Annotated in this window: 10 protein-coding genes; 7 read left to right on the forward strand and 3 right to left on the reverse strand. The window is 46.7% G+C overall.

The annotated features are described in order from the left end of the window. Positions 1–20: 20 nt before the first annotated feature. Positions 21–827, reverse strand: coding sequence for a Cof-type HAD-IIB family hydrolase (locus IGJ01_RS11525; protein WP_042890481.1), 807 nt, complete (start codon positions 825–827; stop codon positions 21–23). Between the two features lie 172 nt (positions 828–999). On the opposite strand from IGJ01_RS11525, the gene IGJ01_RS11530 reads away from it, so the two are divergent. The 5 genes from IGJ01_RS11530 to IGJ01_RS11550 all read left to right on the forward strand — a co-directional run bounded on the left by IGJ01_RS11530 (position 1000) and on the right by IGJ01_RS11550 (position 8186). After that, a complete protein-coding gene (locus IGJ01_RS11530) occupies positions 1000–1995 on the forward strand; it encodes an ROK family protein (protein WP_008378969.1) in 996 nt (331 codons plus the stop codon). A 37-nt stretch (positions 1996–2032) separates the two neighbouring features. Next, on the forward strand, positions 2033–3874 hold the full coding sequence (locus tag IGJ01_RS11535) for an FAD/NAD(P)-binding protein (RefSeq protein WP_430601099.1): 1842 nt from the start codon (positions 2033–2035) through the stop codon (positions 3872–3874). A gap of 192 nt (positions 3875–4066) precedes the next feature. After that, on the forward strand, positions 4067–5005 hold the full coding sequence (locus IGJ01_RS11540) for an AAA family ATPase (protein WP_005234736.1): 939 nt from the start codon (positions 4067–4069) through the stop codon (positions 5003–5005). A 2-nt stretch (positions 5006–5007) separates the two neighbouring features. Beyond that, positions 5008–6051 carry a DUF58 domain-containing protein gene (locus IGJ01_RS11545; protein WP_244732191.1) on the forward strand — a complete coding sequence of 348 codons (1044 nt, stop codon included), beginning with the start codon at positions 5008–5010 and terminating at the stop codon, positions 6049–6051. After that, entirely contained in the window at positions 6048–8186 is a 2139-nt protein-coding gene (locus IGJ01_RS11550; RefSeq protein WP_244732192.1) for a transglutaminase-like domain-containing protein, read from the forward strand. The genes IGJ01_RS11545 and IGJ01_RS11550 overlap by 4 nt, the downstream gene beginning before the upstream one ends. Before the next feature lie 58 nt (positions 8187–8244). Here the strand turns inward: IGJ01_RS11550 and IGJ01_RS11555 are convergent, their stop codons facing one another. Beyond that, complete coding sequence (locus IGJ01_RS11555) at positions 8245–10896, reverse strand: cation-translocating P-type ATPase (RefSeq protein WP_016613591.1); 2652 nt, start codon at positions 10894–10896, stop codon at positions 8245–8247. Between the two features lie 349 nt (positions 10897–11245). On the opposite strand from IGJ01_RS11555, the gene IGJ01_RS11560 reads away from it, so the two are divergent. Then, positions 11246–11989 carry an NADPH-dependent oxidoreductase gene (locus IGJ01_RS11560; protein WP_008378980.1) on the forward strand — a complete coding sequence of 248 codons (744 nt, stop codon included), beginning with the start codon at positions 11246–11248 and terminating at the stop codon, positions 11987–11989. Between the two features lie 120 nt (positions 11990–12109). Here the strand turns inward: IGJ01_RS11560 and IGJ01_RS11565 are convergent, their stop codons facing one another. Continuing rightward, positions 12110–12460: a hypothetical protein gene (locus IGJ01_RS11565; RefSeq protein ID WP_429960607.1), complete on the reverse strand. Its 351-nt coding sequence runs from the start codon at positions 12458–12460 to the stop codon at positions 12110–12112. Between the two features lie 162 nt (positions 12461–12622). Between IGJ01_RS11565 and IGJ01_RS11570 the strand changes: the two genes are divergently transcribed. After that, positions 12623–12931 carry a DUF5960 family protein gene (locus IGJ01_RS11570; protein WP_008378984.1) on the forward strand — a complete coding sequence of 103 codons (309 nt, stop codon included), beginning with the start codon at positions 12623–12625 and terminating at the stop codon, positions 12929–12931. The last annotated feature ends 93 nt before the right edge of the window (positions 12932–13024 follow it).

Here is a 13024-nt window from a genome sequence, read left to right on the forward strand (position 1 = left end):
CCTGCCAGGGAGCGATTTTTTTATTGTTTCATTTGTAGCGGTAACAGACGTTCGATAGTTTTCAGCACGCCATTTTCATCGTTTGATTTGGTCACAAACGCTGCCGCTGCCTTGACTTCCTCAAAGGCATTGCTCATGGCGAAACTAAACGTGCCAGCTGCCATCAACTCCAAATCGTTCAAGCCATCGCCGAAAACCATTGTCTCCTCGGGTGTGACGTGCAGCAATTCTTGCAAGTGTGCCACAGTCGTTCCTTTGTGGACGCCTTGATTGGTGATATCGATCCAAGCGGCTTCCGAAGCCACGATGTACGCTTCATTGGTAAATTCGCTTAACTGTTGGACATGCTCAAAACAACGTAGTTTGGGATCAAAAATAGTGAGCTTCACAAAATCTTCTGTGATAGTTTGATAATCCGCCACCGTTTTGACCACCCGATAAGAGCCACGCACTTTCTGCGCATCCGCTTCATTGGTTGTGTCAGCAATGTACGCCGCAGTCGGTGTACAAGCGATGATCACATGATCTTGCGCAATCGCAGCGAGCTTCGCAATGATCCGCCGCCCTAATTCGTTTGGCAGCAGCGATTCAAAGATGTACTCTCCTTGATGTTTGATGCGGGTCGCGCTATCCCCAAGAATCCAAACATCCGCTGCTGCTTCACCAAACAGTTCTTCCACTCGTTCACACTGTTTGCCGGTACACGCAGCAAAAGCAACACCCGCTTCTTTCATTTGTTGGCTGACTTGTTCATAATAAGGCCGATCAAAACTGCCTTGGCTGTTCAAAAATGTACCGTCTAAATCTGTGATGACTAATTTGATCATACGTTTCTCTTCCCCTCTACCTCGTGTCCTCTTCATTCCAAATCACTTAATTAATGTTGTTAATTAAGTATACTTATTTTCAAGTTTTCCGTCAAGTCAGTCTTTTAAAAACTTTACATCGTTTCATCCCGTCGGTATACTTAATTAAATCACTTCATTAAGGAGAACATTTATGGCTTCTACCACCCATACCATTCGCCAGCAAAACAAACAGCTGGTTTTAAAAACTTTGTTTCAAAACGGGGCATTATTCGCCTCCGATTTAGTGAAGAAAACCGGCATCAGCATGGTCACCACTAACTCATTATTAAAAGAATTGTTAACAGAGGGGGAAATCACGAAAGGTCCGCTGGAGCAAAAAGAGCTAGGACGACCAGCAGTGACCTATCAGCTAAATCAAGACCGAGGTCATTCTCTTTTGCTTAGCTTTATCGATCACGATGGCTCCTTGGCTCTTTGGTCCATGCTGATCGACCGCAAGGGGAAGGTTTTGGCAAAACACGACCAGCCCTTTCCTGATGTTTCCCCTCATCGCTTTCAAGAATGTGTAACGAACGAGCTGGCATTATTTCCTTCTGTGGAACAGATCGCCCTCTTTTTACCAGGAAAAATCAGTGGAGGAACCGTGACTTCCAGCTGGTATGAAAAATTTAACGGCTGGCAGCTGGCAGCCCTCGTGGCAGAGGTCACTGCACTGCCCTTCTACTGTCAAAACGATGCCCATATTTTAACGATCGGCTATTGCATCGCCCAACAGATCTCCTTGCAGCAAACCATCGTTGGCATGTACAATCCTGAAAAAAGCATGCCCGGTATCACGCTCCTAGTCAATGGTGCGCTTTTAGAAGGAAAAGATGCCCTAGCGGGAGAGGCAAAATTTTTACCCGGCTACTTGGATCAAGGTGCACCGCAAGACCGCACGGCTTTGGTCCAGCGCCTGACAAGCATACTGCCATTTTACAATGCAGCTTTTGCCCCCCACTGTATCATTTTAGCCAGCAGTGATGCAGTAAAAACCGATCTCCTAGACGCGATCCAAAAAAATCCATTGCTGCAGCAACAACCCAATCAGCCCGCTTTCCATTATATCGATGCTATCGATGAAGCCATGGTGCTAGGCATGCACTGGCTGATTTTCCGCAAGACACCTTTTGACTTAGCCCGTTGATGACACAAAGACCATAGAATAATTGAGGTGGTGTGATATGAAAATAGCGATCATTGGTGCTGGTCCTCGTGGACTTTCACTTTCAGAACGGCTGATTGCTCATAGCAAACAAAACAAACAAGCCATCGACTTGCTGCTGTTTGATCCTTTTCTTCCTGGGGCAGTTTGGCGCACGGACCAATCGGCAGATTTGCTATTGAATTCTGTGACCAGCCAAGTCACCCTTTTCACGGATGACACATTAAGCACCGGCGGCCCCGTGGTCAAAGGACCTACCTTGTACGAATGGGCAGTGACAGAAGGGAAACATTTCGCAGCCATCCATGCCCCTGAGCTCGTTGCGGAATGCACAGCACTTGATTCACTTGATCCTAACGGGCATTGCTCGCGGGCGTTATATGGACTCTATCAGCTGTGGTTTTATCAGCAGTTGTTAATAGAGTTACCTGAATCCATTACCATCAACCATCTGTCAGACAGGGTCAGCTCTTTGACCCCTCTTTCCAAAAATCGCTACCAGTTGACGACGGCTCACCAAACATTCCTTGTTGATGCCGTCGTCTTAGCTACAGGCCATTCACAAGCCCAACTGTCATCAGGGGAACAACAATTGGCGGCTGCCGCAGAAAATAATGGCTGGTTTTATGCACCGCCAGCCAATGCGGCAGATACGGATCTAACGGCTGTGAAAGCTGGCGAACCTGTGATTTTACGGGGACTAGGACTTGCCTTTTACGATTACGTCACCCGCTTGACCAGTGGTCGGGGCGGAACCTTCGTCAAAGTCAATGAATCCCTCGTCTATCAACCTTCTGGTGAAGAACCGCAAATCATCGCCGGTTCTCGTCGGGGTGTCCCGTATCATCCTCGTGGCCGCAATCAAAAAACACCAACGCAGCAGCGAAAGCCCGTTTTTTTGACCCCTGAACGCCTAGCTGCTTGGCAAGCAGCCAAAACGGTTGCTGGCAAGACACTGCTCTTCTATTTAAAGAAAGAGGCAGAACTCGTCTATTATCAGACGCTGCTTTTAGAAAAACAGCGGCTTGACAAAGATCAGCTTGACGCTTTTACCACCGCCTTTGTTGCCACGGAAGGATCTGAAGACTTGCTAAAAAAATGGCAGCTTCCTAAGAGGGAATGGTGGTCATGGCACCAACTAGCCGATCCCTTTGCTCAGAAAGAGCAGCAGTCCTTGCAAGACTTTTTCATTGCGCTATTACGTACCCAAATCCAAGATGCCGAAAAAGGCAATCTAACAGGACCTATCAGCAGTGCCTTGGAAGTCTTCAAAGACCTGCGGGACCCGATTCGGTTTGTTCTCGATCATCAGCTAATGCCAGCACAAGACCTGAAAACACTCTTTTGGCAGTCTTTCGTTCCCTTGAACAGCTTTTTATCGATCGGTCCGCCGGTTCAACGACTGCAGGAACTGGTCGCCTTGATGGAAGCCGGAGTGGTGACCTTACTAGGTCCTGACATGACTGTTGAGATTGAGGAGGCTTATTGTACGTATTCAAAGCGATTTCCCGACACACGCTATCACGCGACGCAACTAATTGAGGCCCGCATTCCATCGACAGCGATTCGTCGAACCAACAATTCCTTGTTGCGGCAACTGCTAAACGATCGGATCATTCACCCGCACCGGTTGCCGATACCCAATGAGGTGCCTTTTGAGACGGGTGCTATCGCCATCGATCCTGAGACCAATCAGGTCCTTGGACCAGATGAACGCCCCTACACTGCCCTCTATTGTTTCGGGATTCCCACAGAAGGCATCCACTGGCTGACGGCTGCCACTGCTCAGCCAGGAACCGATGCTTGGAATTTACGGCAGGCGGACCAGATCGCCGCTGACCTCTTACACCACATCTTCTAGTCGCTTCTTTTCTATCAAACGCAAACTTCCGACGAACCGCTTCGGAAGTTTTTTGCTTTTCTTCCGCAAACCCGCAGGCAGGATTTTCCTTTTTTTGAATATTCTTGAAATTTTCTTTAATTGTTACACGAAAATTGCGACAGTCCTAGAAAACCGTTACAATAGAAGAAAAGAACGCAAGGAGGTTGTTTCATGACCGCTGAATTACAAAAAATTGATGCCTTGATCGCAGAAGTGGAAAAAGTGATTTTAGGCAAACGAGATGTGATCCAATTTACCGTGGCTGCGCTGCTTGCTGGTGGACACGTTTTATTCGAAGATATCCCCGGTGTTGGGAAAACGATGTTGGTCAAATCATTAGCCAAAGCCATTCAAAGTGACTACAAACGGGTACAGTTTACCCCAGACCTTTTGCCTAACGATGTGTTAGGTGTGTCGATTTTTAATTCCCAAAGCCACCAGTTCGAGTTTCGTCCCGGCCCGATCTTCACCTCCGTCCTCTTGGCAGATGAGATCAACCGAACCACACCAAGGACGCAAGCCTCGCTCTTAGAAGCCATGTCAGAAAATCATGTCACCATCGACAATCAAACGTACCCATTGAGTCCCCACTTTTTTGTGTTAGCTACCCAAAACCCAATCGAATATGAAGGAACGTATCCTTTGCCTGAAGCCCAATTGGATCGTTTTTTGTTCCGCCTGCATATCGGTTACCCAGATTTTCAAGATGAGCTCGCCCTCTTGACTGGAAAACGACAGCAAAGCTTGGATCAGATCCAAACCATTTTACATGCTGATGAAGTGACCGCTTTGAAAGCGATGGTGGACGACGTGTATGTCGATGAGCGGGTCGCCCGTTACGCATTGCAGCTGGTTCAAGCGAGCCGCCAGCATAATGCCATTGACCTTGGTATCAGTCCTCGTGGTGGGATCGCCTTCTTAAAAGGGGCAAAAGCGTTAGCGTTGACGGAAGGACGGACCTTTGTCACGCCGCAAGACTTACAGCGAATTTTACCAGCAGTCTTCGGTCATCGTTTATTACTGAAAGGCGGCGTTCATGCTAGCGCGGAGACCCTTTCAGATTTGATGAAACAGATGATCCAACGGGTGCCTGTCCCTACAAGGAAATAGCGATGAAGAAAAAAAAGCTTGAACGCGTGCTGCGCCTCCTGTTGTTTAGCGCTGCCTATTTTTTGCTGCTGGCTTACTGTGTGATCTTTAATAATAATGCCGGTTGGAGCCTCTGGTTTTTACTGACTCTGTTATTGTTGCTTGACGCAGTATTCTTGCTGCCCTCCCTCAAGAAGGTCCAAATCGTTTTAGAAGAATCGATCCAAGCTGAAACACAGACAGCGATCACCTTACCGCTGCAAGTCTTCAAGTATCGCCCGACGCTGCTGCCGCTGGTCGATTTCACCTTGCAGTTTGACGATCGTTTCAAGAATAGTCATCACAGCGCCTTTTATCGAGGCAATCTGATTCGGCTCCATCTGCCTTGGACCCCAAAGGAGCGCGGCAGCTATGAAGAATTGCCCGTTCAATTGTACAGCCATGATCTCTTTGGCTTTTTTGAAAAAAGCTACGCTGCAGGTGCGAAACAATCGATTTTGATCCTACCGAAATTGAAGCTAGAAGCCGTTGCCCTATTGCCATTTTTTAAACAGAAAGTCCGCAGCCAAACCCACGGGGAACCCAATTTTTCTATTCGACAGTTCCGTCAATACCAGTTAGGGGATTCATTAAAAAATATCGATTGGAAATTATCCAGCAAACAACAGGAATTGATCTATCGCGAACGAGAATACGAAGAAGAACAAGACATCTTTCTGCTCTTTTGGGGAGAAGATCATCCTGCTTTTGAAGAGACCTTGACACTGTTTTATTCGATCCACCATTTCTCACAAAATCAACGACTTTTTCAGCCGCTCTTGATTGGTGACGGATTGACTTCCCCTTACCAAACGGATGCCGCTGCCTATGCCCAGATCCTTCCCTTCGAGAAAGTTCCTGAAGGGGTACCGCTCTTGACTGGCAGCCATCTTATCTTCATTACCCCGGTTTTCACCCCACAACTGGAAAACTACCTCAGTCAGTTGGAAGCAAAAAACAGCTGCCAAGTGTTTACCTACGCTGATTTAATGAGGCAGTTGAATGAACTTGAGGAGGTGGTAGGATGAGATTTATTAAGAAAGCACTGATTGGTCTTTTGACCTTTCTCAGTCTATCACTGGTGATCTTGCCGTTTATCGCAGTCTATGACCTTGGCAATCAGTTCACCCTTTTAACTTATGCCTTTAGTGTCTGTTTGATTTTGACCATCGTGCCGAAAGTCCGTTACAGTTTGCCTTTGCTGGCAGCCGCTTGGCTGATCGTCTTGTATCGGATCTTTCCTTATGGGACTGCCTTTTCTTTTGATTGGCTACTGCGTTTTTGGCTAGACCTGCACCGTGCCTTTCAAGAGATCCTCAGTGGTGAAGTCGGCTATATCACCGAACTGGCGGCGGTGACATTGATCGTTAGTTGGGTCTTGTTTTTAGCGATCTTACCGATTGCTTATCAACGCTTTTTCTTGATTTACGGTACCATGATCGGCTACTTGCTGACAGTCGTGATTTTTAATCAATTTGATTTGACGTGGCATTTGATCGGTATTTTTCTTTGCGCGCTGGCTTCTTCCATGATCCAGCGCAGCGCCTTTCAATCCAGTCAAACGATCGCCCCCTGGTTCGGCGTGATGCTATTGATTGGTGGCTTAGCCGTCACTGCTGTCTACTTGCCGCAGACGAGCGTGCGGGATCAGTTGGCAGCCCGTTCCACGCCTATACGGACAAATCTGAATCAGCTGGGTTTTTATCAATTTATTGAAGAACATGGCACCCCCACTGGTTCTCGCACGGGTTTCAGTGAAAATGATCGTCAATTAGGCGGACCACTACTTGATGATGCGACGATTTTATTTGAAGCGCAACAAGAAACCCCGCATTACTGGCGGGTGGAAAGCAAAGACTTTTATTCTGGTAAAGGCTGGATCAGTACGAGCCGCGAAGACGTTCGCTTGGAAGCAGACGATGTCACCATCGCTGACCAGAGCTATCAACAAACCTATCCTGAGAATGAACAAGTGCGGATCCAATTCCAAAACCATGGAGACTATGTGCCATTGCCCTATGGCCGCAGTAGGTTATCCCTTGAAAGCGGCGCGCGTGGCTTTCAAATCAGCGACGCTATTCAACGGGTCGATTTGATTGATTCGCTACCAGACACGGCCTTGACCCTCGATTGGGACCATCCAGATTTTTCCGCAGAAAATCTTCAAAATCTGCCTTTGATCTATCCGGATTCTCCGATCGATTATATCCAATTACCCGATTCTTTGCCGCAGCGGGTACGAGATCTCGCCGCTGAGATCACCACTGACAGCAACAGTCTGTTTGACCGAGTCACCGCAATTGAAAGCTATTTGAAAGATCCGCTCGTATTCCGCTATTCCAAAACCGATGCCGTCGTGCCTGCAGAAGAGCAAGATTACGTTGATCAATTTTTATTTGAATCACAAGTCGGCTACTGCGACAATTTTTCCACGGCAATGGTCGTTCTACTACGGAGTTTAGAGATCCCTGCTCGCTGGGCAAAAGGCTTTTCTCCTGGATCCCCCGTGACAGAAAACGGCATCACTACTTATACTGTCCGCAACTTGAATGCCCACTCGTGGGTGGAAGTCTACTTTGACGGATACGGTTGGGTGCCTTTTGAACCGACACCTAGTTTCCAAAATCCTGATCGTCCCGTGTTGACGCAAGAATCTACTAGCTCCGAAGAAACGCCGACCGCTAGCAGCGAGACAACACCAACGAGCAGCACGGAAACAGAAAGTAGTGAAACCACGACCAGCAGTTCTGCAACAGCCGCGGTTACCGATGATGTTTGGTTGACTGAGGAGCTGAAACAAACGCTGCGTAATGGCTTCTTTGGAGGCTTAGCTCTCCTAGGACTTGGCCTGCTTTTCTATTTCCGCCATTCGTTTTTCCGTATTCATTTATGGTTGATCTGCCGCTTTAACAAACAGCCACTAGTTGCTGCCTATCCTTTGTTTTTAAGGCAAACGACGAAAGTTTTGTACCGTAACGAGGCGGAGCCGTTGATTGATTATGCCCAACGACTCGAAGCATTCTATCCACTGTTTCATGGTGATTTTATCCGCTTGACGCAGCAATACGAAGCCTACCTTTACAGCCAAGAACAGCCGGCTGGTCAAGAAGCCTTCTTGAAGCAAGTCGCTGCCCAAATCAGTCAGCTGAAAAAAATCAACTAAGCAGTGAGGAGAAACGACAAAAAAACGTATCGATCAAAGGATCGATACGTTTTTTGCTTTAGGCGTTTCCTTGACGTTTTTGAACGGCAATAATAATCAGTTTTGTGATTTCCATCAAAACAACTGCCACAGCAGCCATTGCGATACATAGACCGACATGTCCTAAAGTGAAGGTTGCTGGAATCGCAAAGACTTCACGGATGCCAGGAATCAAGGTAATGCTGTATAGTCCACCACAAACGACGATCGCCAACCACACCATTTTATTGGCAAAAAGGCCAGCTTGCCAAGCAGTCTCGGTATTTGAGCGTGCTGGCAATGTTTGCAATGTCCGGCTCCAGATAAGTGTTGAGAAGGCCATCGCTACACCTAACTCAGGTGATTGGCTCATCCCTAACCATTGTGCCAAAATCACGACAGCGGCAATCAAAATACCGCGATACGTTACTGAGATCAAAGTTTTTCCAGTGAAGATACCTGCATTTGGATCTCTAGGCTGACGTTGCATGATGGTTGGTTCGGCTTTTTCCATTCCCAGAGCAATTGCTGGTAATGAGTCGTTGACTAAGTTGATAAAGAGTAGCTGCAAGGCAGTAAATGGATTGTCCCAACCCATCACTAAGGCAAAGACGATCGCAATGATCGCACCTAAGTTTCCAGCAAACAAATACGAAATGGCTTTTTTGATGTTGTCAAAGACGTTTCGGCCAACTTCTACGGCACGAATGATCGAGGCAAAGTTATCATCCGTCAAGACCATCGCCGCTGCATCTTTGGCAACGTCCGTTCCGGTTCCCATTGCGATCCCGATATCCGCTTGTTTCAAGGCGGGTGCATCATTGACTCCATCTCCGGTCATGGCAGAGATCTTGCCTTTGTCTTGCCAAGCCCGCACGATACGGATTTTGTTTTCCGGCGAAACACGAGCATAAACTGTGATTTTGTCTAATTGATCCGCTAGTTCGGTTTCAGAAAGAGCATCCAATTCCGTACCAGTCAAGGCTAAGTCGCCCTCAGCTGAAATACCGATCTCTTGTGCGATCGCCACGGCTGTCGTTTTGTGGTCCCCTGTGATCATCACTGTTTTGATACCGGCAGATTTGGCATCTGCTACGGCTTGTTTGACTTCTTTACGAGGAGGATCGATCATTGCCATCAAACCAACCAAAATCAGCTCGTTTTCATCCTCAAGTGTCAATTCTCGTGATTGGGCATCGGTCAATGGACGGTAAGCAAACGCCAAGACCCGTAATGCCCGTTTTGAGAATTCTTCGTTTTGATGCTGCAATTTATTTCTGATTTCATCTGTTAAAGGCACGACTTGATCATCGATCAAGACTTTGGTACTGCGGCCAAAGACGATGTCTGGACCACCTTTGGTCAACAACAAATGTTCGCCATCGATCTCATGTAAGGTGGACATCAATTTACGATCAGAATCGAAAGGCAATTCTTGCAAACGAGGAAACTGTTGACGAATTGCCCGATAAGGCTGATTTAGTTTCTCACTGTAATCCAGAAAAGCAATTTCAGTAGGGTCTCCTAGCTTCGCCCCATCTTCACTGATGGCAGCATCATTTGCCAAGACACTGATTTCTACCAAGCGTTTTTCAGGCAATGTCCAGGTAGTTGGCTCATCGGGGAACGTGCCCGTTTGTCCATTTGGTAAATAGTAGTCAACAACGGTCATTTTGTTTTGGGTCAAGGTCCCTGTCTTATCTGTACAAACGATACTCGTTGAACCCAATGTTTCAACCGCCGGTAGTTTTCGAATGATGGCATGACGCTTCGCCATTTGTTTTGTTCCGATCGAAAGGACGATCGTCACGATCGATTGCAATGCTTCTGGAATCGCTGCTACGGCTACGGCTACCGCAAACATAAAGGCGTTGACTAAGTCTTCCGTCATATCACCTGTTCCGTCACCTAAGAACAACCGTGCTACTTGAACCCCTAAAATAATCAATGAAAGGACCAAGATCGCCAAGCTCAGTTTTTTACTGAAGCTGTCCAATCCTCGTTGCAATGGCGTTTTGTGTTCAACCGTACTTTCCAATAAGCCAGCCACTTGACCGATTTCCGTCACATTACCAGTCGCGGTTACGATAAACCGACCACGCCCATAAGTGACGATCGTTCCACTGAAGACCATGTTGTCACGGTCGCCGATCGGTGCGGTACGATCGATCACACCTAATTCTTTTTCCGCTGGCGTTGATTCCCCAGTCAGCATTCCTTCATCGACCTTCAAAGAACCCTCTTCAATCAATCGACCATCTGCTGGTACATAGTCCCCAGCTTCTAAAATAACGATATCGCCGACAACCAATTCTTTCGCCAGCACACTTTGTTCTTTGCCATCCCGAATGACGTTAGCATCTGGTGCTGACAAGCTTTTCAAAGCGTCTAACGATCCTTCGGCTTTTTTCGTTTGTATCACACTGACGACGGAATTCAACAAGAGTACTGCGAAGATAACGATGGACTCAACGTGTGCACCCATAACCATTTGGATGATTGCCACAATCAACAAGACGATCACCATCGCATCTTTGAAGGTATCTAAGAATAAGGCAAAGCTTGATTTCTTAGGTGCTTCCTTCAGCTGGTTCAGGCCATTTTCTAACCGCTTGGCTGCCTCTTGCTGCGTCAACCCCTCTGGACTGCTCTGGACCTCTGCCATAATTTCCGAGATTTCTTTTTGATACATTTCTTTCGCCAATTTTTTTGCCCCTTTTAATTTTATTTTCCTTAGGCACTCTGCTAGAAAAAAAGAGACCTAAGACAAGTATACGCTTGTCTTAGGTCTCACCATTTCAAATAATACCAGAAAGCTGTCGCCAGCTTACTTACTGTTGATATTATCGCAGCTTGCGCCACCGGTTACTCCCCTAAGGAATAATAATAAGAATGTATCATTATCATAACGGAAACTGTTGTGCTTGGCAACTATAAAACATCAATTTGAAAATTTTTTGAAAACATTCTTTTTGTTCCCATTCCTTTTTTTCTGTTACACTAAAGAAAAAAGAAATTTGTACGTTACAGGAGGAAAAACGATGGATCTTTTTGATACTTTTACCCGCCACAGCTCTGTCAGAGATTTTCAACCCCGGCCACTATCAAAGGAACTCAAGCAAAAATTAGTGACGGTTGCCCAAAGTGGTTCCAGTTCGAACTTTGTTCAAGCTTATTCGATCATTGAGGTCAGTGATCCTGAAAAACTGGCTGCTATCGAAAAAATTGCCGGTGCCCCAAATTACATCACTCGAACGGGGGTCTTCTATCTTTTTGTCGCCGACTTACATAAGCATCAGCAGCTGCTGACCCAAGCAGGGTTGCCGGATACCCACTTAACCACGATGGAACCGTTTATTGTGTCTGTCGTTGATACGACGATCGCTGCCCAAAATATGGTAGCATATGCTGAAGCACAAGACTTAGGAATTTGCTACATCGGCGGCATCCGCAATGATTTGCCTCGTATCGCAGAACTTGTCGGCTTACCAAAATTGACGTTTCCGTTATTCGGCTTGACGATCGGTTATCCGCAACATAGAAATGAGCCGAAAGTCCGCTTGCCTCAAGAAGCGATCGTAAGTGTCGATCAGTATCAACCGCTGACGCAGGAGCAAACAGCCCAGTACAACCAAACGACGGAAGCCTATTATGCACAGCGCAGCAGCAATCAACAGCAAACCAATTGGCAAACGAAAATGACGGAATTTTTCCGTGAACCGCGACGTCCAGATGTCGCTGCCTTTATGAAGCAACAAGGCTTCTCAGACCACTTCGGCGAATGAGGACACTAATCACCACGGGAAAATAAAAAACGATCTTTGGCAAGGAATCTTGTCAGGATCGTTTTTTTGCTTGGTGTAAAAAATCAGGTTCAGGCTGCTCTTGTATCTTTGTCGCGCTAATTAACGTGCGGCTTCTTGTGCGGCTTCGTTGACGGCAACTGCCTGCTCACATTTTTCCATTAATGCTACTAACGCTTTATCTAACACTGCTTCATTTTCGGAGGTTCGCTGACTGATTTGCGTCATAGGCTGCGCCGCAAGATCCAGCAAATAGGTAGGGATTGCTTCTTTTTCAGCAAAAGTGCCCTTGATCAGCGGCTGGTAGACAGACTCGCCACAGGGTCCGGTTTTGATAAAGGCTAGTTCGAACTGCGCCTTCCCTGACAAGCGCAACCGATAGACCCCTTCATTGGTCAGCAGTTTTTCATCGGTAAAGCGTGCCTGTAATCGTGCAAAGCGTTCATAATCCATGGTATCTGCTCCTTTTTGATTCCTTCTTTTCTCTAGTGTAGCAAATTTCTTGTTAGCAAAACATCTTTTTCATAGAGAACGCATCCCCTTTTTCCTCGTCTGGCGATTTTCCACTTTACAAGCAGAACAAATGTTCGTATAATTCAAGTGAGGTGAATGCGTATGCCAGCTGCAAAAATTGCTTATGCAAAACAAGAAACCTATGCATTTGAAAAACACTATTATGAATTGGTAAACTTTCCCACACCAGTGGCGCTTTTGTTTGATGAATTCGCACTGACGATGGAGCGCAATCAAAAATCATATATTGCGATCCCCGCGCGCTATTCCGTCTTAAAGGTTCCGCTCGTCTTTGTTTTTCGACTAGAGACTAAGGATGCGCCTGTTTATTATTATGAGCACGTACTTGCTGAAAATAAGATTATTCGCCGCTACAACCCCGAGCGTAACTATTTGCCCGGCGGAAGATAGACCAATGGTCCCCACCCCCGTTTACTGTACCAAGCGGCTGCTCTCTCCTCATGAAAATCACTGAGCAGCAGTTCGAATGTTTGTCATCAAAAC

The sequence above is a fragment of the Enterococcus sp. AZ089 genome (genome assembly GCF_050547225.1).
In the GTDB taxonomy this organism is placed as follows: Bacteria; Bacillota; Bacilli; order Lactobacillales; family Enterococcaceae; genus Enterococcus_D; species Enterococcus_D entomosocium.

Excerpts from the sequence above, each read along its gene's own strand:
- IGJ01_RS11525 (WP_042890481.1), bottom strand. The coding sequence starts at position 827 with ATGATCAAATTAGTCATCACAGATTTAGACGGTACATTTTTGAACAGC.
- IGJ01_RS11530 (WP_008378969.1), top strand. The coding sequence starts at position 1,000 with ATGGCTTCTACCACCCATACCATTCGCCAGCAAAACAAACAGCTGGTT.
- IGJ01_RS11535 (WP_430601099.1), top strand. The coding sequence starts at position 2,033 with ATGAAAATAGCGATCATTGGTGCTGGTCCTCGTGGACTTTCACTTTCA.
- IGJ01_RS11540 (WP_005234736.1), top strand. The coding sequence starts at position 4,067 with ATGACCGCTGAATTACAAAAAATTGATGCCTTGATCGCAGAAGTGGAA.
- IGJ01_RS11545 (WP_244732191.1), top strand. The coding sequence starts at position 5,008 with ATGAAGAAAAAAAAGCTTGAACGCGTGCTGCGCCTCCTGTTGTTTAGC.
- IGJ01_RS11550 (WP_244732192.1), top strand. The coding sequence starts at position 6,048 with ATGAGATTTATTAAGAAAGCACTGATTGGTCTTTTGACCTTTCTCAGT.
- IGJ01_RS11555 (WP_016613591.1), bottom strand. The coding sequence starts at position 10,896 with ATGTATCAAAAAGAAATCTCGGAAATTATGGCAGAGGTCCAGAGCAGT.
- IGJ01_RS11560 (WP_008378980.1), top strand. The coding sequence starts at position 11,246 with ATGGATCTTTTTGATACTTTTACCCGCCACAGCTCTGTCAGAGATTTT.
- IGJ01_RS11565 (WP_429960607.1), bottom strand. The coding sequence starts at position 12,460 with ATGGATTATGAACGCTTTGCACGATTACAGGCACGCTTTACCGATGAA.
- IGJ01_RS11570 (WP_008378984.1), top strand. The coding sequence starts at position 12,623 with ATGCCAGCTGCAAAAATTGCTTATGCAAAACAAGAAACCTATGCATTT.